Origin of the sequence: Pseudomonas sp. Root71 (genome assembly GCF_001429045.1) — a bacterium.
In the GTDB taxonomy this organism is placed as follows: Bacteria; Pseudomonadota; Gammaproteobacteria; order Pseudomonadales; family Pseudomonadaceae; genus Aquipseudomonas; species Aquipseudomonas monachiensis.
In genome coordinates this window covers 660139-681904 of sequence record NZ_LMHY01000001.1, presented here as the reverse complement: position 1 = coordinate 681904, position 21766 = coordinate 660139, and the positions used below count along the sequence as shown (strand labels likewise).

At 60.4% G+C, this 21766-nt stretch carries 18 protein-coding genes; 9 read left to right on the top strand and 9 right to left on the bottom strand.

Annotated elements, in window-relative coordinates:
* Positions 1 to 196: 196 nt before the first annotated feature.
* The 6 genes from ASD95_RS03145 to ASD95_RS03120 all read right to left on the bottom strand — a co-directional run bounded on the left by ASD95_RS03145 (position 197) and on the right by ASD95_RS03120 (position 8022).
* Positions 197 to 1021: an ABC transporter permease gene (locus ASD95_RS03145; RefSeq protein ID WP_007980200.1), complete on the bottom strand. Its 825-nt coding sequence runs from the start codon at positions 1019 to 1021 to the stop codon at positions 197 to 199.
* A gap of 12 nt (positions 1022 to 1033) precedes the next feature.
* Positions 1034 to 2281, bottom strand: a complete 1248-nt coding sequence (locus ASD95_RS03140; RefSeq protein ID WP_056726653.1) for an ABC transporter permease — start codon at positions 2279 to 2281, stop codon at positions 1034 to 1036.
* A gap of 170 nt (positions 2282 to 2451) precedes the next feature.
* A complete protein-coding gene (locus ASD95_RS03135; RefSeq protein ID WP_056726652.1) occupies positions 2452 to 3495 on the bottom strand; it encodes an ABC transporter substrate-binding protein in 1044 nt (347 codons plus the stop codon).
* Between the two features lie 48 nt (positions 3496 to 3543).
* Positions 3544 to 4668: an ABC transporter ATP-binding protein gene (locus tag ASD95_RS03130; RefSeq protein ID WP_056726651.1), complete on the bottom strand. Its 1125-nt coding sequence runs from the start codon at positions 4666 to 4668 to the stop codon at positions 3544 to 3546.
* A gap of 257 nt (positions 4669 to 4925) precedes the next feature.
* A complete protein-coding gene (locus ASD95_RS03125) occupies positions 4926 to 5555 on the bottom strand; it encodes a response regulator (protein WP_008051638.1) in 630 nt (209 codons plus the stop codon).
* Between the two features lie 70 nt (positions 5556 to 5625).
* Positions 5626 to 8022 carry a PAS domain-containing sensor histidine kinase gene (locus ASD95_RS03120; protein ID WP_056726650.1) on the bottom strand — a complete coding sequence of 799 codons (2397 nt, stop codon included), beginning with the start codon at positions 8020 to 8022 and terminating at the stop codon, positions 5626 to 5628.
* Between the two features lie 73 nt (positions 8023 to 8095).
* Here ASD95_RS03120 and ASD95_RS03115 point away from each other — a divergent pair, with 73 nt between their 5' ends.
* On the top strand, positions 8096 to 9085 hold the full coding sequence (locus ASD95_RS03115; protein ID WP_056726649.1) for an alpha/beta hydrolase family protein: 990 nt from the start codon (positions 8096 to 8098) through the stop codon (positions 9083 to 9085).
* Positions 9086 to 9205: 120 nt separating this feature from the next.
* On the opposite strand, the gene ASD95_RS03110 is transcribed toward ASD95_RS03115, so the two are convergent.
* From ASD95_RS03110 to ASD95_RS03100, 3 genes are read right to left on the bottom strand one after another with little or no spacing between them, the layout of a single operon-like run.
* Complete coding sequence (locus ASD95_RS03110) at positions 9206 to 9973, bottom strand: TerB family tellurite resistance protein (protein WP_056726648.1); 768 nt, start codon at positions 9971 to 9973, stop codon at positions 9206 to 9208.
* Position 9974: 1 nt separating this feature from the next.
* Entirely contained in the window at positions 9975 to 10646 is a 672-nt protein-coding gene (gene murU, locus ASD95_RS03105; protein ID WP_056726647.1) for an N-acetylmuramate alpha-1-phosphate uridylyltransferase MurU, read from the bottom strand.
* Positions 10643 to 11662: an aminoglycoside phosphotransferase family protein gene (locus ASD95_RS03100; protein WP_056726646.1), complete on the bottom strand. Its 1020-nt coding sequence runs from the start codon at positions 11660 to 11662 to the stop codon at positions 10643 to 10645. The genes murU and ASD95_RS03100 overlap by 4 nt, the downstream gene beginning before the upstream one ends.
* Positions 11663 to 11792: 130 nt before the next feature.
* Here ASD95_RS03100 and ASD95_RS03095 point away from each other — a divergent pair, with 130 nt between their 5' ends.
* The 8 genes from ASD95_RS03095 (at position 11793) to ASD95_RS03060 (ending at position 21639) form a co-directional block, all read left to right on the top strand.
* Complete coding sequence (locus ASD95_RS03095; RefSeq protein ID WP_056726645.1) at positions 11793 to 14591, top strand: LPS-assembly protein LptD; 2799 nt, start codon at positions 11793 to 11795, stop codon at positions 14589 to 14591.
* Entirely contained in the window at positions 14572 to 15888 is a 1317-nt protein-coding gene (gene surA / locus ASD95_RS03090) for a peptidylprolyl isomerase SurA (protein WP_156385820.1), read from the top strand. Before ASD95_RS03095 ends, surA begins: the two co-directional genes overlap by 20 nt.
* Positions 15885 to 16874, top strand: coding sequence for a 4-hydroxythreonine-4-phosphate dehydrogenase PdxA (gene pdxA / locus ASD95_RS03085; protein ID WP_056726643.1), 990 nt, complete (start codon positions 15885 to 15887; stop codon positions 16872 to 16874). The genes surA and pdxA overlap by 4 nt, the downstream gene beginning before the upstream one ends.
* Positions 16871 to 17680, top strand: coding sequence for a 16S rRNA (adenine(1518)-N(6)/adenine(1519)-N(6))-dimethyltransferase RsmA (rsmA, locus tag ASD95_RS03080; protein WP_046039480.1), 810 nt, complete (start codon positions 16871 to 16873; stop codon positions 17678 to 17680). Before pdxA ends, rsmA begins: the two co-directional genes overlap by 4 nt.
* A 114-nt stretch (positions 17681 to 17794) precedes the next feature.
* The gene (apaG, locus tag ASD95_RS03075) at positions 17795 to 18175 is read left to right on the top strand and encodes a Co2+/Mg2+ efflux protein ApaG (RefSeq protein WP_007980214.1); all 381 of its coding nucleotides are present in this window, start codon (positions 17795 to 17797) and stop codon (positions 18173 to 18175) included.
* Positions 18175 to 19056, top strand: a complete 882-nt coding sequence (locus ASD95_RS03070; RefSeq protein WP_056726642.1) for a symmetrical bis(5'-nucleosyl)-tetraphosphatase — start codon at positions 18175 to 18177, stop codon at positions 19054 to 19056. The genes apaG and ASD95_RS03070 overlap by 1 nt, the downstream gene beginning before the upstream one ends.
* Before the next feature lie 33 nt (positions 19057 to 19089).
* Entirely contained in the window at positions 19090 to 19419 is a 330-nt protein-coding gene (gene glpE / locus ASD95_RS03065) for a thiosulfate sulfurtransferase GlpE (RefSeq protein WP_008051614.1), read from the top strand.
* A gap of 297 nt (positions 19420 to 19716) precedes the next feature.
* Positions 19717 to 21639, top strand: a complete 1923-nt coding sequence (locus ASD95_RS03060) for a PrkA family serine protein kinase (RefSeq protein ID WP_007980217.1) — start codon at positions 19717 to 19719, stop codon at positions 21637 to 21639.
* Positions 21640 to 21766 lie beyond the last annotated feature (127 nt).

The following is a 21766-nucleotide window of genomic DNA, read 5'->3' as shown; positions in this document are numbered from 1 at the left end:
GGAGCTGGGCACAATAGTAGCTGGGGATTAGAGGTTGTCTTCTATTCAGGTCGTGAATGACCGAGGACCTCGAAAACGCCAAAAATCCCTGTGGGAGCGAGCTTGCTCGCGATGAGGTAGTTCCAGTCGATAAAGATGTCGACTGATAGTCCGTCATCGCGAGCAAGCTCGCTCCCACAGGGAATGAGGTGATTCGTCAGACCTGCGCAGTACGCAGTTTCTCGCTACGCCCTCGCAGCCATTCCAGGGTCAGCAGCAGGATCACCGAGAAAGCAATCAGCAGCGTCGCGGCGGCGGCGATGGTCGGGCTGAGGTTCTCGCGGATGCCGCTGAACATCTGCCGTGGCAGGGTCGCTTGTTCGGGGCCGGCGAGGAACAGCGTCACCACCACCTCATCGAACGACGTCGCAAAGGCAAACAGCGCCCCGGAGATCACGCCCGGCGCAATCAGCGGCAAGGTCACCCGGCGGAACGTGGTCAGCGGCGAAGCACCCAGGCTCGCGGCGGCCCGCACCAGGTTATGGTTGAACCCCTGCAAGGTCGCCGACACGGTAATGATCACGAACGGCACACCCAACACCGCATGCACCACGATCAGCGAGAAGAAGCTGTTACCCAATCCCAACGGAGCAAAGAACAGGTAACTGGCCACACCGATGATCACCACCGGCACCACCATCGGTGAAATCACCAGAGCCATTACCAGCGCCTTGCCGGGGAAGTCGCCCCGGGTCAGGCCGATCGCCGCCAGCGTACCGAAGACCATGGCCAGCACCGTGGCTGCCGGGGCGACGATGATGCTGTTCTTCAGGGCGCGCATCCATTCCGCCGAGGCGAAGAAATCGTGATACCACTGCAATGAGAAGCCCTGCAGCGGGTACACCAGGAAGCTGCCGGAGTTGAACGACAGTGGAATGATCACCAGCACCGGCAGGATCAGGAACAACAGAATCAAGCCGCAGAGAATCCGCAAGCTGTAGAACCACACCCGTTCGATGGGCGACATATAAGGACTCAGCATTTCGTTCTCCCCTTAGCTCAGGCGCAGGCGGCTTGCGCCTACCAGCCAGCTGTAAATCAGATAAAGCACGACCGTCGCGAGCAACAGCAGCCCACCGAGTGCGGTCGCCATGCCCCAGTTGATGCTGGTGTTGGTGTAGAAGGCGACGAAGTAGCTGACCATCTGGTCGTTCGGGCTGCCCAACAATGCCGGGGTGATGTAGTAGCCGATGGCGAGGATGAACACCAACAGGCAACCGGCGCCGACACCGGCATAGGTCTGCGGGAAATACACCCGCCAGAAGCTGGCGAACGGATGGCAGCCGAGGGAAATCGCGGCGCGCATGTAGGTCGGCGAGATCCCTTTCATCACGCTGTAGATCGGCAGGATCATGAACGGCAGCAGGATGTGCACCATGGAGATGTAGACACCGACGCGGTTGAACACCAGCTCGATCGGCTTATCGATAATGCCCATGGCCATCAGGCCGCTGTTGATCAGGCCACCCGATTGCAGCAACACGATCCACGCCGCGACCCGTACCAGGATCGAAGTCCAGAACGGCAGCAGCACCAGGATCATCAGCAGGTTGCTCTGACGCGACGGCAGGTTCGCCAGCAGATAAGCCAGTGGATACGCCAGCACCAGGCAGATCACGGTGATGACCAGGCCCATCCAGAAGGTACGGGCGAAGATGTCGAGGTAGATCGCCTGATCCGGGGTGGCCGGGGCGATTTCGCCGAGGTCGTCGATGCGGTGATCGACGGCCGCCAGCAGATAATACGGGGTGATGCTGCTGGTGTTGCGACGTACCGCTTGCCAGTAGGCCGGGTCGCCCCAACGCTCATCGAGACCTTCCAGCGCTTCTTTATAAGAAGCCGGCTCGGTTGTGAGCGGCAAGGCGCGGGCGGTTTTGGTCAGCAGGCTGCGGTAGCCGGCCAGTTCCATGTTCAGGCGTTTGGACAGATCACCCAGGGTCTGATTCTTGCGAGCCTCGGCGAGGTCTTCGGCCGCTGCTTTGTAAACCGGTTCAGCGGGCAGGCCGCGGCCGTCCCAACTGGCGATGGCGGTCACTGTGCGGGGCATGCCGCCGACCACTTCCGGGTTGCCAACGCTTTTGTAGAGCAGCGCCACGATCGGCACCAGGAACACCAGCAACAGAAACAGCACCAGTGGCGCGATCAACGCCTGGGCCTTCCAGCGATTGACCCGCTCGGCGTGCTTGAGCCGCTGCTTCAAGGTGGGGCTGGTGCCCTCGTTCAGGGGAACGGCGATAGCCATGACGTACTCCGGGAATCTTTGAATGGGCGGCACCACCCACGGTGATGCCGCATTACATCAACACTCATGAAACACGCCAGTCCCTGTAGGAGCTGGCGCAGCCTGCGATCTTTTGGCGTATTCAAGGCCGCTGAAGAGCAAGATCAAAAGATCGCAGCCTTCGGCAGCTCCTACTTGGCAGCCCAGGCGTTGAAGCGCTGTTCCAGTTGCTCGCCGTTGTCAGCCCAGAAACTGACGTCGATCTGCACCTGGTTGGCGATGTTTTCCGGGGTGGTCGGCATGTCCTTCAGGACATCCTTGGCCAGCAGCGGTACGGCCTGGGTGTTGGCCGGGCCGTAGGCGATGTTTTCCGAGTAGGTCTTCTGCTGCTGCGGCATTACCGAGAAGGCGATGAACTTCTTCGCCGCTTCAGCGCGCTTGGCATCCAGACCTTTTGGAATGGCCCATGCGTCGAAGTCGTAGATGCCGCCGTTCCACACGACTTTCAGGTTGCTTTCTTTCTGCACGGCAGCGATACGGCCGTTGTAGGCCGAGCTCATCACCACGTCACCCGAAGCGAGGTATTGCGGCGGTTGTGCGCCGGCTTCCCACCACTGGATGTTTGGCTTGAGCTCATCGAGCTTCTTGAACGCGCGGTCCTGACCGTCCTTGCCGGCCAGCACTTTGTAGACGTCTTTGGGCGCAACGCCGTCGGCCATCAGTGCGAATTCCAGGGTGTACTTGGCGCCTTTACGCAGGCCACGCTTGCCCGGGAACTGCTTGGTGTCCCAGAAATCCACCCAACTGGTCGGTGCGGTTTTCAGCTTGTCGGCGTTGTACGCCAGCACGGTCGACCACACGAAGAAACCTACGCCGCAAGGCTGGATGGCGCCCTTGACGTAGTCTTCTGTCTTGCCGAACAACTTCGGATCAAGCTGCTCGAACATGTCTTCGTCGCAACCACGGGACAGCTCCGGCGATTCAACCTCTACCAGATCCCAGGACACGCTCTTGGTGTCGACCATGGCCTTGACCTTGGCCATTTCGCCGTTGTACTCGCCGGCCACGATCTTGCCGTTGCCTGCCGCTTCCCACGGTGCGTAGAAGGCTTTGACCTGAGCCGCCTTGTTCGCGCCGCCAAAGGACACCACGGTCAGGTCCGGGCCGGCCGCCATTGCGTGTGCCGCGCCCATCATGCCCAGTGCCAAAGCGGTGAATTTCAGGGATCTCAACATTTATTGTTCTCTCCACGTGCAGGGTTGGTGTTGGTGTTGCCGGGGCGATCAATGCGCCTCTAGAAGTGGATCGAGCGCGCGAACGTGTTCGACCTGCCAGCCAAGCGGTACCACGTCGCCGACGGCGAGCGAGGGATCTAGCTCGGCAATCGGCTGTTTCACGAAGAAGTCGGTCTTGCCGCAGACTTCCATGCGAACCCGGACGTGGTCGCCCAGATAGATGAATTCCTCGACTCGCCCGGAGAAGCGGTTGACGCATTGGTCGCTGGAGCCATTGAGGCTCACTCGCTCCGGACGAATGGACAGGGTCACCGGCTCGCCGGTCTGGCCGACGTTGACCGCCAAGGCCTCTACCTTCTCACCCCGCCCGAGCTCGACAATGCAACGGTCGCCGGTCTGGCTGTGCAGGCGGCCATTGAGGCGGTTGTTCTCGCCGATGAAGTTGGCGACGAAGGTGTTTTTCGGCTCTTCATAGAGGGTGCGCGGCGGCGCGATCTGCTGGATTTCGCCCTGGTGGAACACCGCCACACGGTCGGACATGGTCAAGGCTTCGCCCTGATCGTGGGTCACGTAGACCACGGTGACGCCCAGGCGCTGGTGCAGGTGCTTGATCTCCATCTGCATGTGTTCACGCAGTTGTTTATCGAGTGCGCCGAGGGGTTCGTCCATCAGCACCAGTTGCGGCTCGAACACCAGCGCGCGGGCCAATGCCACACGCTGTTGCTGACCACCGGAAAGCTGCGCCGGGTAGCGCTGGGCGAAGGCATCGAGCTGGACCATGCTCAGCACGCGCTTGACCCGGGCACTGACGTCGCTCTTGTTCATGCCGCGTACGGTCAGCGGGAACGCCAGGTTCTCCGCCACCGTCATGTGCGGGAACAATGCGTAGTTCTGGAACACCATGCCGATGTCGCGCTTGTGCGGCGGCACGTTGTTGATGGCGCGCCCGCCCAACAGGATTTCGCCCGCGGTCGGCGTTTCGAAGCCGGCGAGCATCATCAGGCTGGTGGTCTTGCCGGAACCGGACGGCCCGAGCAATGTGAGGAATTCGCCTTTGCGAATGTCCAGGTTGAGGTCCTTGACGATCAGGTTCTCGCCGTCGTAGCTCTTCTGCACTCCACGAAAGCTGACCAGAACATCATTGGCCCCTGCGCTTGAATCGACCTGGCTCATACCCACACCTTTGTTATTGATGACTGCTGTGGGACTAAGCCTAGTGGACGCTGGGGACCGCGCAAATCGGGGGGCAAGAGAGATTGGCCTCAGCCGGATGGAAGGTTGGGGGTAGGGATTGCCCTACAAGGATGGCGCGTTTGGGCAAATGTAGTGGCAAGGGGTCAGCTATAAGCCACAAGAATAAGCCCATGCGATATCTGGAGCTGTCGTAAATGGATATGCCACCACTGGACCACACTGAATTTCGGTGTGTTTTAGAGGAGCTTGTGTTCCATCGCGTACTTCACCAGTTCCGCCAGCGAGGTGATGTTGAGCTTCTGCATCAGCCGCGCCTTGTGGGTGCTGATGGTCTTGCTGCTCAGCGCCAGTTGCTGGGCGATGTCATTGACGTTGGCGCCCTGGGCCAGGCGTTCGAACACGGAGAATTCGCGCTCGGAGAGCAACGAGTGCAATGGACGCGAGTCGGTAAGACCGACTTCGAAAACCATGCGATCGGCCAGTTCCGGGTCGATATAACGCCCGCCTGACGCCACTTTGCGAATGGCCGTCAGCAAGAGCGCCGGGTCGCTGTCCTTGGTCGCATAACCCGCAGCGCCCACCTTCAACGCCCGGGCGGCCATTTGCGCTTCGTCATGCATCGACAGCACCAGGATCGCGGGTGGATTGTTCAGGGCGCGAATCCGCGGAATCGCTTCCAGGCCGTTGACGCCCGGCATGGAGATATCCAGCAACACCACTTCGCAGGGCACATGACGCAAGGTGTCGAGCAACTGCTCACCATTGCTCGCCTCCCCCACTACCAGCAAGTCCTTGGCCAGGCCGATCAACTGCTTGATGCCTTCGCGGACAATGGTGTGGTCTTCGGCTACCAGTACACGGATCACGTTCTTCTCCAGGGTCAAGATCTATCGCGAGCGTTCCGACGATGACGTCAGAGCAAACAATAGATAAACATCAGGCTGCATCCAGCGGCACTCGCACACTCAGAGTCGTGCCTTCACCCGGCTCACTCTCAAGCGACAACTCACCGCCCATGATCAACACCCGCTCGCGCATGCCGACCACCCCAAAGGATGTCGGCCTGCCAGCTGCGGCGACAAATCCTACGCCATCATCGCTGACCGTCAGACACAACTCGTCGCCTTCCAGCGCCAGTGTCAATTCAACAGTATGCGCCTGGGCGTGCCGCATGACATTGGTCAGCGCTTCCTGAAGGATCCTGAACAAACCGATTGCCTTCGCATCGCTGAGCACCGGCAAGTTGTCCGGCACCTGCACCAGACACGGGATCTGCGTGCGCGCCTCGAATCGACGGGCCTGCCACTCAATGGCCGAGGCGATGCCCGCGTCGAGAATCGGCGGTCGCAATGCCGTGGCCACATCACGAACCAGCTGAAACAACTGAGCGATCAAGCGCTTCATGCTGTTCAAGCGCTCGTTCAGACCCGGATCAAGCTGCGCGTAAGCCAGTTCGCACATGGACGTTTCCAGCTTCAACACGGTGAGCATCTGACCCAACTCGTCGTGAACTTCCCGGGCAATGCGCGCCTTTTCTTCTTCGCGCACGCTTTCCAGGTGTGCGGACAACTCACGCAACTGCTCCCGGGAGCTGGCCAGCTCAAGCTCGATGCGCTTGCTTTCGCTGATGTCCCAGACGATTCCGTCCCAGACATAGGCACCGTCATCCAGCCGGCGGGTGATGGCCTTGATTTCCGCCCAGCGCTGCTCGCCCTGACGCGTGAGGATTCGCCCCTGCCACGACCAGTCGCTGTCGGTATCCAGCGCATGATCCTGGGTCTGGTGATAGCTGGCCTTGTCATCCGGATGCACCAGGCTGCGCAGGCCTTTATCGCGATGCGCCAGCGTGGCCGGCGAGTAACCCACCAGGCTTTCGCTGCCTTCGCTGATGTAGGCAAAGTCGATCTGACCGGTCACCGGCGCCCGCTCCAGGCGGAAAACCAGCCCCGGAACGTTGGCGGCGATGCCTTGCAGGCGCGCCTCGCTTTCCTGCAAGGCCGCCAGGGCGCGACGCCGCTCGGTGACATCGTTGAGGTAAACCACCAGGTATTCGCCATCGCGAAAGCGCAGAAAACTCAACGAGACATCGGCCGGCAGGATGCTGCCATCGGCCCGCACGCAATTGGATTCAAAGCTTTGCGGGCCGTCTTCACTGGCCCTGGCGCGCTTCCACAGGTTCAGCCAACGGTCCATGTGCAGGCCAGGCTCGAAATCGATCAGGGGCCGATCGATGATCCCGCCGGCCGGATAGCCCAGCATGCTTTCCGCCGCGCGGTTGGCGTAGCGCACATGGCTGTCCCAGTTGACCCAGAGGATACCGACGGTGCTCTGGTCGATGGAAAACTGGGTGAGCCGCAGGGCCTCTTCGCTGGCGGCGCGCAAGGCAATGTCTTCCTGCGCGGCCAGCAGACGCTGCTCCAGGTGGTGCTGCTGGCGACGCTGCCAGACCACAATGGCCATGCAACTGGATGCCAGCACGGCCAGCAGAAGGCAGAGGTTTTGCCAAAATCCCGGCGACTCGGTGAGCCGCGGATACTTGGGTTGCAGCCATTGATTGTGCAGTTGCTCCAGATCCTTGGCCGGGATCGCCCGCAATGCACTTTCGACGATGCCCGCCAGTTCCGGCTTGTCGCGCCGCGTGGCCACCCGCAGCAGTTGCGGCAGGCCGACATCCCCCACCACCACCAACCCGGCGAACTCCGTCTCGACCGACAAGCGTCCCAGTTGCGCCTCATCGATCACCGCATAAGTTGCCTGCTGGCCAACCAGTAATTGCAATGCCTGGCGCTCCATCGGTACGCCTTGCAGATTCAGGTGCGGGTAGTTGCCACGCAGGTAATCGGCGATGGCACTGGGCATGCGCACGGCGACGCGGGTCTGGCTGTCGAGTTTTTCCAACTCGACCGCGCCAGCGCTTTTCTGGTCGCTGACCACCAATTGCGGCACCCGCATGTAGGGGTCGGAAAACTGCCAGAGACGCAGCCCGCCAGGGGTCTGGGTCAGGCCCGGAGCGATGTCGATTTCGCCCTCGCGGGCCGCGGCTTCCAATTGTTCAAGGTCGGGAAAATTGCGCCAGCTCAGTTCGACATTGAGGTTTTTAGCCAACCACTTCATCAACTCGATGTTCACCCCGGACAAGCGCTGCAAGCGGCGGTCGTATTGCGCATAGGGCGCCTGCAACACCACGCCGACCCGCAACTCGCCCTGCTGCGCCAGCCAGTGCTGCTGTTTCGGGGACAGTTGGGCAACGGGCGCCGGAGGCGCGGCGGCCGCCCAGCCCATCAAGGGAAACCACAAACAGCCGATAACCCACAGGCAGCGAAAACGCATCATTGAACTCTCACACCCTGACAAATACAGACCAACCCATTAGGCTGCCGGAACATCTTCTGGCCTGGAATATCCGATGCCCCCTGTCTACCGCCTGGCACTGCCAGCATTGTGCCTGTCGCTGATCCTGCCTTGCGCTTTTTCCGTCAAGGCGGCCGACCCGACGCCCGCCGCGGAGGAAAAAACCGCCGAAGAAAAACCACTCGAACGTCAGCCGCTGCCTGAGCGTAGTCAGGAAGAAGCGACTGCACTTGAGCGAAAGATCCCGGCTCAGGAACAGCAACAACTGCAAGCAGGCACCGACACGTTTCTGGCCTTGTGGAAACCGGCCAATACCGCCGAACCCAAAGGCGCGGTGATTATCATCCCCGGCGCCGGCGAAACCGTTGACTGGCCGCAAGCAGTAGGCCCTTTGCGGCGCAAATTGCCGGATGCCGAGTGGAGCAGCCTGAGTATCACCTTGCCGGACCTGCAAAGCGATGCCATTGCGCCACGAATCGTCGAAGCAGCGCCGACACCCAAACCCGCCGAAACCGGCAGTAAAGACTCGACCACCGCGGCCCCTATCGAACAGGTCGCCGGTGGCGAGGCCGATGTGGCCGACAAGCCCTTCGCCGAAACCACCGAGGAACAGTCCAAGGCAGATGCCGAGCGGATCTTTGCCCGAATCGATGCCGCGATCGCCTTCGCCGAACAGCAAAGCGCCCGCAGCATCGTGGTGTTGGGGCATGGTTCGGGCGCCTATTGGGCCGCGCGCTACCTGAGCGAAAAGCAGCCATCGCAGGTCGAAAAACTGCTGATGGTTGCCGCCCGGACACCTGTGGCGGCCACGCCCGGGCTGGCCGAGCTGACCCCGACCCTGAAACTGCCGACCGCAGATATTTTCTACAAGGACAAAGCGCTGGATCGCGATGCAGCATTGGAGCGCCTGCAGGCCAGCAAACGCCAGAAATCATCGGCATTCAGCCAGGTCGCACTCAAGGCGTTGCCGGATAACAAGGCCGAACAGGAGCAGCTGTTTCGTCGGGTGCGAGGTTGGTTGAATCCGCAGAACCCGGCGGGCTGACAGACCGAGGCGCGATCATCGCGGGCAAGCCACGCTCCCACAGGTTTTTTGCCGATCAGAAAATTGCGAACGACACAAAACCTGTGGGAGCGAGCTTGCTCGCGATAGCGGTATCACTGGCTAGCGAAAATCCCGCCGCTCCCGAATCAGCGTGTAGGCGTTATGCAGTTCACGCGTTCGTTCGGTGGCCTCACGCACCTGCGTGGCCGTCGCGCCAGTGCCGGCAATCTTGTCCGGATGATGGCGACTGAGCAGGCGCCGATAAGCACGTTTGATCTGCGCCGGCTCAGTGGTGGCCGACACCCCCAAAAGCCTCAGCGCGTCCTGATAACTGGGCACACTTTTGCCCAAGGGCCGTTTCTGCGGTTCATAATCGTGGGCCAACGCCTGCACCTGATGGGATGTCCAGCCCAACCACTTGCCCCATTGGCCGATCAATTGACGTTCACTGCTGCCGGCACGACCATCGGCCCAGACCATTCGCCAACAGGCGCGCAACACACCTTCCGCCGCATGGGGCTGGGCACTCAGGCGACGCAAATAACCGCGCAGGCGGTCGTTGCCCGACTTGCCGCGATTGAACGCGGCAATCGCACGACGCTGGGCCGACTCGGACATCTCCAGCGAGCGCATTTCCGCCCGGGCCTGTTCGATGTGCCCGGCCATCACCTGGCCGTCACACTTGGCCAGTCGCCCTAACAGGACAAACAGCAATTCATCGTTACGCAGCACTGGGCGACCGCCCAGTTTTTCCCGCAAGTGCCCCCAGCTCTGCAGGTGCAAGCGCCGGTCCAGCGCCTGCCCCAACAACGCCCCGAGAATGGCCCCCGGAATACTGGCTATGGCATAGCCTGCTCCGGCTCCGATCAGAGTCCCTGGCCACAACATGTCAGCGCCTCGCTTCTATTAATGTTTCAACTTCGGCCAGACGCTCGTGAGTACCGACATCGACCCAGTCCCCCTTCAACTGCTCGCCAGTCACCTGACCGTCAGCCATGGCTTTGCGTAACAGCGGCGCGAGCTTGAAGGCCTCGGCGGTGCAACCGTCGAACAACTGCGGATGCAACACGGCGATACCGCTGTAGGTCAGGGTGCCAATCTCTGGCTGACCGTCGCGGACCTGCGTTTCGACCAGGCTGAAGTCCCCGGCCGGATGATGGGCCGGGTTACTGGCCAGCACCAGGTGCGCCAGGCCGTTGATGGGTTGATGCAGCACGCTGAAATCGTAATCGGTCCAGATGTCGCCATTGACCACGACAAACGCTTCATCCCCCAGCAACGGCAACGCGCGGAAAATCCCGCCGCCGGTTTCCAGGGGCTCACCTTCGGCCGAGTACTGAATGCTCACGCCATAACGCGAACCATCGCCCAGATAGTCTTCGATCTGCTGACCGAGCCAGGCGTGATTGATCACGATGTCGGTGAACCCGGCGGCTGCCAGCGCTCGCAGGTGATACTCGATCAGCGGCACGCCGCCTGCACGCACCAGCGGTTTTGGCGTGGTCAGGGTCAGCGGGCGCATGCGCTCGCCTTTACCCGCGGCCAGAATCATTGCCTTCATGCTTTCACTCCGGCACGCAGACTGGCCAGCAGCACATCCAGTTCGGCCAGCTCAGGGCGACGAGCGATCACTGCTTCTATGTACGCAAAGAAACGTGGCACGTCCCCCAGATAACGCGGTTTACCGTCGCGATGACAGATGCGCGCGAAAATGCCGATGACTTTCAGGTGACGTTGCACGCCCATCAAGTCGCTGGCACGCAGGAAGTCCTCGAAGTCGGGCTGAACCGCAATCCCGAGGGCGCCCGCCTGCTGCCAGTAGCTTTCGAGCCAGCCGTGCACGCGCTCCTCGGGCCAGCTGAGGAATGCATCCTTGAACAGGCAGGTCACGTCGTAGGTCACCGGGCCATACACCGCATCCTGGAAATCCAGCACGCCGGGATTGGGTTCGCTGAGCATCAGGTTGCGCGGCATGTAGTCGCGATGCACCAGGACTTTCGGTTGAGCCAGGGCGCTGTCGATCAACAGTTCGCTGACCTGCTGCCAGAGCACTTGTTGTGCCGCGTCAAATTCGATGCCCAGTTCGCGCTTCACGTACCACTCGGGGAACAGTTCCAGCTCGCGACGCAGCAAGGCCACGTCATAGCTCGGCAAAGGCGCAACCATTGGCAACTGCTGGAAAGCCAGCAACGCCTGCAGGGCATCCTTGAACAAATTGTCGGCGTTTTCGCTGTCGATGACGTCCAGATAGGTCTTGTTGCCCAGGTCATTGAGCAAAAGAAAACCGCGCTCGAGGTCTTCGGCATAAATTTTCGGCACATTTATTCCGGATTTCGCCAGCAAAAAAGCGATATCCACGAAGGGTTTGCAGTTTTCCTGGGGCGGCGGCGCGTCCATCACAATGAAACTTTTGCCATCGCCTTGCCAACGGAAATACCGCCGGAAACTCGCGTCACTGCTGGCCGCAGTCAACGTGGCCGGGGGTACGACGCCCCAGCCCTGCTCGGCAAAAAGGGTCGCCAATTGTTCATCGAGCCAAACTTTCAGGTGTTGCAAGCGTACATCTTGATCAGGCATTGCAAGGGTCTCCGACGGCGCTAGCCGTCAAGCGGGTCATGCTTTATTATCCAGCATCTTTTTCAGACCATCGAGAGGCGTGCGGCCCACACCGCGGGCAGATGGCACGCAGGAAGCCCGGACTAATAAGATGGCATTGAAATCCCCCGCGTTTCGTAAAAAATTTCCGTTGTTGGTTACCGGCAGTTTGCTGGCGCTGCAACCCCTTGCCACTTCCTACGTGGTCGCCGCGGAACAGTATGACTGCTCAGTCTCTGCTTCGGGTTCCTGGGACTGTGCGCCAAAGACGCCGGCGGCTGCATTGCCACCGCGTCCCGTCCATGACGGCAGCGCAGTTTCGGCCACCGGCGAAGCTCCGGCCGAGAACGGTTCCAGCGAAGACGCCGGCGCCAAGCCGGTGCTGGTCACCGAATCCAAAGGCCGTGGCCTGAAGTCGCGTAGCGCAGACTACAGTCACCTCGACTGGGTTCCCCGCGAGCAGCTCACCGCCGCACAATTGGCCGAAACCGGTCCTTATTGCTCTGGTTCCTATATCGAACCGATTCGTCCTGGCATGGATGACAAGACCAATAAAAGTGACGCTCCAACCTTTATCGGCGCAAAAGCCTCCCGCTATAAGCAGGATGAGCAAGTCGCGACCCTGGCCGGCGACGTTGTCATGCGCCAGGGCAGCATGCAGGTCGAAGCAGACGAAGCCAACCTTTACCAGGCCGAGAGCCGTGGCGACCTGAACGGCAACGTGCGCATTCGCGACAACGGCGCCCTGATCGTCGGCGACCACGCCGACGTACAGCTCGACACCGGCGAAGCCAAGGTCGACAACGCCGAATACGTGATGCACAAATCCCGCATCCGCGGTAATGCGCTGTACGCCAAACGTGCCGAGAACGCGATCATCCGCCTCAAGGATGGTACGTACACCACGTGCGAACCGAACAGCAACGCCTGGCAGCTCAAGGGCAACAACATCACCCTGAACCCGGCCACCGGCTTCGGTACCGCGACCAACGTGACGCTGCGGGTCAAGGACATTCCGATCCTGTATACGCCGTACATCTATTTCCCGATCGACGACCGTCGCCAGTCCGGCTTCCTGCCGCCGACCATCGGCACCGGCAGCGATACCGGCTTCATGCTGGTCACCCCGTATTACTTCAACCTGGCGCCGAACTACGATGCCACGTTGTACCCGCGCTACATGGAAAAGCACGGCTTGTTGATGGAAGGCGAATTCCGCTACCTGACCAAGTCCAGCGAAGGCCAGTTCGGTGCGGCGTACCTCAACGACGAAAGCAACGAACGCGACAAGCAGAGCGACGCCGAAAAAACCCGCTACATGTACAACTGGCAGCACAAGGGCGGTCTCGACTCGCGAGTGCTCACGCAAGTCGACTACACCAAGATCAGCGATCCGTATTACTTCCAGGATCTGCAGACCGACCAGATTGGCATCAAAAGCAACGACTACGTGAACCAGCAAGGCTCCGTCACCTATCGTGGCGACAGCTATTCCGCTCGCGTGAACGCCCAGGCCTACGAACTGGCGAGCGTGTCGAACATTACGCCGTACGACCGCCTGCCGCAGCTCACCCTCGACGGCATGCTGCCTTATCATCCGGAAGGCCTGGACTTCACGTACAACACCGAACTCGTGCGGTTTGACCGGGATCTGCAGAGCGGAACATACTTTGACGAAGACGGTGTCGGCTCTCCCCGCCTCGATAACAACGTTCAAGGCCTGGCTCGTGCCAATGGCGACCGCCTGAACCTGGCGCCCGCCATCAGCTTGCCGATGAATACGACGTACGGCTTCCTGACACCGAAGCTCAAGTACCAGTACACACAGTACCAACTGGACCTGGACAGCACTGGCAAAGGTCAGATTGCGAATCAGACCGCAGAACAGGACAAGCTCCTGGGAACGTTCGACAGCAACCAGAACCGCGGCGTACCAATCGCCAGCATCGACAGCGGCCTGTACTTCGATCGCAATACCCAGTATTTCGGCAAGAACTACCGCCAGACCCTCGAGCCGCGCCTGTTCTACCTGTACGTGCCTGAGGTCGACCAGGAAGACATCCCGGTATTCGACACCAGCGAATACACCTTCAACTATGCGTCGCTGTTCCGTGACAACCGCTTCTCCGGCTCCGACCGTGTCGGCGACGAGAACAAACTGTCCCTGGGCGTGACCAGCCGCTGGATCGAAGACGACGGTTTCGAGCGTCAGCGCATCAGTGTCGGCCAGGCCTTGTACTTCAAGGACCGCGAAGTTCAGTTGCCGGGTATCGATGCAAAAACCCGTGCCGATGCCCAAGCCAGCGTTTCGCCGTACGCACTGGAATACGAATATCGCTGGAACCGCGACTGGCGTACCACCGCCGACTACAACTGGGACCCGGACAGCCGCAGCCCTCGCTCGGGCAGCGCGATGTTCCACTACCAGCCTGAAGACAATCCGAACAAGATCGTCAACTTCGGCTACCGCTATCGCAATGACCAGGTCCGTTACGACCAGAACACCGGTAAATGGACTGTGGGCGGCGGTGACTACGGCACCCCTGGCCAGCCTGGCTACGTGAAGGATTACTACAAGATCGAACAGCACGACTTCTCGGTGATCTGGCCAATCGTGCCGCAATGGAGCGTTATCAGCCGTTGGCAGTATGACTACAACCGCAACCGTACCCTGGATGCATTCGGTGGTTTCGAGTACGACAACTGCTGCTGGAAACTGCGCCTGATCAACCGTTACTTCGTTGATTACGACGAGTTCAGCCAGGAAGCACCGCAAAACGAAAAAGGCGACCATGGCGTCTTCCTCCAAATTGTTCTGAAGGGACTCGGCGGCCTTACCGGCTCCAAGGCCGAGAGCTTCCTCGACAAAGGCATTCAAGGTTATCGTGAACGTGAAGACCAAGCTTTCTGATTGTCTGCGCCCGCTGATGCTGGGCGCGCTGTTCCTGAGTACGGCGGCCAGCGCCGCCGTGCAGTCCATCGATAAAGTGGTGGCCATCGTCGACAACGACGTGGTCATGCAGAGCCAACTGGACCAACGGGTTCATGAAGTTCAAAAAACCATTGCCAAGCGCGGTTCTGCCGTGCCGCCGGCCAGCGTGCTGGAACAGCAGGTACTTGAGCGCCTGATCGTCGAAAACCTGCAATTGCAGATCGGCGAGCGCTCCGGCATCCGCATTACCGACGAAGAGTTGAACCAGGCTGTCGGCACCATTGCCCAGCGCAACAACATGTCGGTCGAGCAGTTCCGCACCGCCCTGACTCGCGACGGTCTGTCCTACGACGACGCACGCGAGCAGATTCGCCGCGAAATGGTCATCAGCCGTGTACGCCAGCGTCGGGTCGCCGAACGCATCCAGATCTCCGAGCAGGAAGTGAAGAATTTCCTGGCGTCCGACCTGGGCAAAATGCAGCTGTCTGAAGAGTTCCACCTGGCCAACATCCTGATTCCTACGCCGGAAAGCGCCAACTCCGATGCGATTCAGAGTGCAGCCAAGCAGGCCGATGCGATTTACCAGCAGCTCAAGCAAGGCGCTGACTTCGGTCAGTTGGCAATCGCCAAGTCCGCCAGCGAAACCGCACTGGAGGGTGGTGACATGGGCTGGCGTAAAGCCGCTCAATTGCCTCCGCCGTTCGATCGCCTGCTGAGCACCATGCCGGTGGGTGATGTCACCCAGCCAATGCGCACCCCGGGCGGCTTCATCATCCTGAAGGTCCTCGAAAAGCGTGGCGGCCAGACCCAGATGCGCGACGAAGTGCATGTGCGCCACATCCTGGTCAAACCGAGCCCGATCCGCGACGAAGCAAAAACCAAGGCCCTGGTTGAGTCGCTCTACAGCCGTATCGAGTCTGGCGAAGACTTCGGCGAGCTGGCGAAAAGCTACTCGGAAGACCCGGGTTCAGCCCTTAACGGCGGCGACCTGAACTGGATCGACCCGAACGCACTGGTGCCGGAATTCCGCGAAGTGATGGCCAAGACCCCGCAAGGTCAGCTGTCCAGGCCGTTCCAGACTCAGTACGGCTGGCACGTCCTGGAAGTCCTTGGCCGTCGCGCCACCGACAGCACCTCACAGGCCCGCGAGCAGCAAGCAATGACCGTTTTGCGTAACCGCAAATACGATGAAGAGCTGCAAACCTGGCTGCGTCAGATCCGTGACGAAGCGTACGTGGAAATCAAACTCCCTGGCGCCGACCAGGCAGCGCAGTGAAACCCCAACGTTTCGCGCTGACACCCGGCGAACCAGCCGGCATAGGTCCCGACCTGTGCCTGCTGCTCGCCTCGCAAGCCCAGCCTCATCCCCTGATTGCCATTACCAGCCGCGACCTGCTCATTGAGCGGGCCGCGCAGCTGGGTGTGGCTGTCGATTTGCTACCGGTCACACCGGACAACTGGCCGGATGCACCCGCGCCAGCCAACAGCCTGTATGTCTGGGATACACCGCTCAATGCCAAGGTCGTCGCCGGGCAACTGGACAAGGCCAACGCTGCCTTCGTACTGGAAACCCTGACCCGCGCCGGCCAGGGCTGCCTGGACGGACATTTCGCCGGCATGATTACCGCGCCGGTGCACAAAGGCGTCATCAACGAATCCGGCATCGCCTTTTCCGGGCACACGGAATTCCTCGCCGACCTGACCCACACCGCGCAAGTGGTGATGATGCTGGCTACACGCGGCTTGCGCGTGGCCCTGGTGACCACTCACCTGCCCCTTCGCGAGATTGCCGATGCAATCACGCCAGAGCGTCTGGAACGCGTCACGCGAATCCTGCACGCCGACCTGAAAAGCAAGTTCGGCATCGCCCGGCCACGCATCCTGGTCTGCGGGCTCAACCCCCATGCCGGCGAAGGCGGACACCTGGGCCATGAAGAAATCGATATCATCGAACCCACATTAGAGCGCCTGCGCGGCGAGGGCATGGACCTTCGCGGCCCCCTGCCCGCCGACACTCTGTTTACCCCCAAATATCTGGAGCACTGCGATGCGGTGCTGGCGATGTACCACGACCAGGGCCTGCCGGTGCTGAAGTACAAAGGCTTCGGCGCGGCAGTCAACGTGACCCTCGGCTTGCCGATCATCCGCACCTCGGTCGACCACGGCACAGCCCTGGACCTGGCCGGCAGCGGCAGGATCGACACCGGCAGCCTGCAAGTCGCCCTGGAAACCGCCTACCAGATGGCCGAGACCCGTTTATGACCGAGCACTACCAACACAAGGCGCGCAAACGCTTTGGCCAGAACTTCCTGCACGATGCCGGCGTTATCGACCGCATCCTGCGCTCCATTCATGCCAAGGCAGAAGACCGCCTGCTGGAAATCGGCCCGGGCCAGGGTGCACTGACCCAAGGCCTGCTCAGCAGCGGCGCGCAACTTGATGTGGTGGAACTGGACAAGGACCTGATCCCGATCCTCAACCAGCAGTTTGCCGGCAAGAGCAACTTCAACCTGCATCAGGGCGATGCGCTGAAGTTCGACTTCAACAGCCTGAATGCCGCGCCTGGCAGCCTGCGAGTGGTCGGCAACCTGCCGTACAACATCTCCACCCCGCTGATTTTTCACCTGCTGCACAACTCGCACCTGATTCGCGACATGCACTTCATGCTGCAAAAGGAAGTGGTCGAGCGCCTGGCTGCCGGCCCTGGTGGTGGTGACTGGGGTCGCTTGTCGATCATGGTTCAGTACCACTGCAGGGTCGAGCACCTGTTCAACGTCGGCCCTGGCGCGTTCAACCCGCCACCGAAAGTCGACTCGGCCATCGTGCGCCTGGTGCCCCACGCGGTACTGCCACACCCGGCCAAGGATCACCGCCTGCTGGAACGCGTCGTGCGCGAAGCGTTCAACCAGCGCCGCAAAACCCTGCGCAACACCCTCAAGCTGTTGCTGAGCAATGCTGAAATCGAAGCCGCCGGTGTCGATGGCAGCCTGCGTCCCGAGCAACTCGACCTGGCCGCGTTCGTGCGCCTGGCTGACAAGCTCAGCGAACAAAAGCCTGCCGCAGACTGACAAGCGATGAGCGCTATCGGGTAGGACGCCACTCTGGTCTACTACCCGATACTTGGCCTAGACTGAACCCAACAGCTACGCCCCGCGTCCCGCTTCGTTTTTAAGGCCCCTTGCATGTCCGATCCTCGCTATCAGGTCGACGTCAGCGTCGTCACTCGCTATCTGGCAGAACAATCGCAACCCGAGCACGACCGCTTTGCCTTCGCCTACACCATCACCGTGCAAAACAATGGTGAAATGCCCGCCAAACTGCTTTCACGGCACTGGGTCATCACCGATGGTGACGGGCATGTCGAAGAAGTGCGCGGCGCAGGCGTCGTCGGCCAGCAACCGCTGATCGACCCCGGCAAGAGCCACACCTACAGCAGCGGCACGGTCATGACCACCAAGGTCGGCACCATGCAAGGCACCTATCAGATGTTGTCCGACGACGGCAAACACTTCGATGCCATCATCGCGCCCTTCCGCCTGGCGGTGCCCGGAGCCTTGCACTGATGGCAACGTACGCTGTCGGTGACCTGCAAGGCTGTCTTCAAGCCCTGCAATGCCTGCTCAAACAAGTGGCGTTCGACCCACAACGGGATCGCCTGTGGCTGGTGGGCGACCTGGTCAACCGCGGCCCGCAGTCGCTGGAAACCTTGCGCTTCCTCTACAGCATTCGCGAATCGCTGGTGTGCGTGCTCGGCAACCATGACCTGCACCTGCTGGCGGCCGGACGCAATATCGAGCGACTGAAAAAGGCCGATACCCTGCGCGAGATCATTGAAGCGCCCGATAGCGCCGAACTGCTGGAATGGCTGCGCCAGCAAAAGCTCATGCACTACGACGAACAGCGCAACCTTGCACTGGTCCATGCCGGCATTCCACCGCAGTGGTCGCTGCGCAAAGCCTTGAAGTGTGCCGCCGAGGTCGAGACCGCCTTGCGCGACGACAACCTGTTGCCGCCCTACCTCGATGGCATGTACGGCAACGATCCGGCGAAATGGGACAACGACCTCAAAGGCGTGACGCGCCTGCGGTTGATCACCAACTATTTCACGCGCATGCGCTTTTGCACCGCCGAAGGCAAACTCGACCTCAAGAGCAAGGAAGGCCTCGATACCGCACCGCCTGGCTACAAGCCCTGGTTCCAGCACAAGGAACGCAAGACCAAGGACCTGAAGATCATCTTCGGTCACTGGGCAGCGCTGGAAGGCAACGTCGAAGAGCCGGGTATTTCGGCACTCGATACAGGCTGTGTCTGGGGCGGCGCCCTGACCCTGATGAACGTCGACAGCTTTGAGCGCCTGTCCTGCAAATGCGACGAACACGGTCATGCCGTGCCGCCAGTCGCCTCATCCATTCCCCAAACATCGCCAGCCAGCGCCCCGCGCTAGACTGCCCATTCAGCCGAGCCACAGGAGCCCGCCATGAGCGAATTCAAACGTATCCCCCCGGAACAGGCCCAGGCCCTGCGCGAACAAGGCGCAGTGGTGGTCGACGTCCGCGACCCGGCCACTTTTGCCGCCCTGCACATCGCAGGCTCCAAGCACCTGGATAACCATTCCCTGCACGCTTTCATCCAGGGTGCCGACCTCGATGCACCGACCGTGGTGGTCTGCTATCACGGCAATTCCAGCCAGGGCGCAGCCGCCTACCTGATCAGCCAGGGCTTCTCCGACGTCTACAGCATGGATGGCGGATTTGAGTTGTGGCGTACGACGTATCCTGCGGAAACGGCGCAAGGCACCACTGAATAATTTTTTTGTAACGTTGCAGGCCCCGGCTCCCGCGGGCTGGCGCGGTGGCAGACGAACGGTCTGCCACAACTAATTACGTATCTCGCCTTTACCTCCCGAATTCCCAACTATCCTTAAGCCCAGGCCATCCAAAACAGGGGAGAGCCGGTACACCGGCGCACGGGTCATCGGGAGTAGCTTTCGGAGTAGTCAGCTCCGGGAGAGTTCTGGGGGGTAAACAGCAATCGCCTGTTCGGTTGCTGCCAGCATCGACTGAGTGATCCGGCGTCGGCTCCACGTATCGAGCGAGGTGACGTCATGAGTATCTTTAGCCACTTCCAACAACGCTTCGAGTCCACACGCCAGGAAGAACTCTCTCTGCAAGAGTATCTGGAACTGTGCAAAAAAGACCGTAGCGCCTACGTTTCCGCCGCCGAGCGTCTACTGCTGGCCATCGGTGAACCGGAACTGCTCGACACCTCGACCAACTCGAGACTGTCGCGCATCTTCTCCAACAAGGTCATCCGTCGCTATCCGGCCTTTGAAGACTTCCACGGGATGGAAGAATGCATCGACCAGATCGTGTCGTATTTCCGCCATGCCGCGCAGGGCCTGGAAGAGAAGAAACAGATCCTTTACCTGCTCGGCCCAGTCGGTGGCGGTAAATCGTCCCTGGCCGAGAAGCTCAAGCAACTGATGGAAAAAGTGCCCTTCTATGCCATCAAGGGCTCGCCGGTTTTCGAGTCGCCCCTGGGTCTGTTCAACTCCACTGAAGATGGAGCGATCCTGGAAGAAGACTTCGGCATTCCACGGCGCTACCTCAACACCATCATGTCGCCATGGGCGACCAAGCGCCTGGCCGAATTCGGCGGCGACATCAGCCAGTTCCGCGTGGTGAAACTCTACCCGTCGATCCTCAACCAGATCGCCGTGGCCAAGACCGAACCTGGCGACGAAAACAACCAGGACATCTCGGCGCTAGTGGGCAAGGTCGATATCCGCAAACTGGAGGAGTTCCCGCAGAATGACGCCGACGCCTACAGCTACTCGGGCGCCCTGTGCCGGGCCAACCAGGGCCTGATGGAATTCGTCGAAATGTTCAAGGCACCCATCAAGGTGCTGCACCCACTGCTGACCGCCACCCAGGAGGGCAACTACAACAGTACCGAAGGCCTCGGCGCGATTCCGTTCACCGGGATCCTGTTGGCCCACTCCAACGAATCGGAGTGGCATACCTTCCGCAATAACAAGAACAACGAAGCCTTCATCGACCGGATCTACATCGTCAAAGTGCCGTACTGCCTGCGGGTCAGTGACGAAGTCAAGATCTACGACAAGCTGCTGTTCAACAGTTCGCTGGCCAAGGCGCATTGCGCGCCGGATACCCTGAAGATGCTGGCCCAGTTCACCGTGCTCTCGCGCCTCAAGGAGCCGGAAAACTCCAACATCTACTCGAAGATGCGCGTGTACGACGGCGAGAACCTCAAGGATACCGATCCGAAAGCCAAATCGATCCAGGAATACCGCGACAATGCGGGCGTCGACGAAGGCATGAACGGTCTTTCGACCCGCTTCGCATTCAAGATCCTGTCTAAGGTGTTCAACTTCGATCCGCACGAAATCGCCGCCAACCCGGTACACCTGCTCTACGTGCTTGAACAACAGATCGAGCAGGAACAGTTCCAGGCCGAGACCCGCGAACGCTATCTGCGCTTCCTCAAGGAGTACCTGGCACCGCGCTACATCGAGTTCATCGGCAAGGAGATCCAGACCGCCTACCTCGAGTCTTACAGCGAGTACGGTCAGAACATCTTCGATCGTTATGTGCTGTACGCCGACTTCTGGATCCAGGACCAGGAGTATCGCGACCCGGAAACCGGCGAGATCCTCAACCGCGTAGCGTTGAACGAAGAACTGGAGAAAATCGAAAAACCGGCCGGCATCAGCAATCCGAAGGATTTCCGCAACGAAATCGTCAACTTCGTACTGCGCGCCCGGGCCAACAACAACGGCAAGAACCCGACCTGGCTCAGCTACGAAAAACTGCGGGTGGTCATCGAGAAGAAAATGTTCTCCAACACCGAGGACCTGCTGCCAGTCATCAGCTTCAATGCCAAGGCCAGCAAAGAGGACCAGCAGAAACACAACGACTTCGTCACACGGATGGTCGAGCGGGGCTACACCGACAAACAGGTACGACTGCTCTCCGAGTGGTACCTGCGGGTCAGAAAATCACAATAACCCGCTGCCGGTCAGACCGGTTGTCGTCAGCCAGAGACCTGTGTGCGCTTTTTCTGTTACACAGGCCTCTGGAAGGTGTTCGAAAGTCGGTAGCGAGTTCAGGCAGCATCCAAAGCGCTTGGGGGAG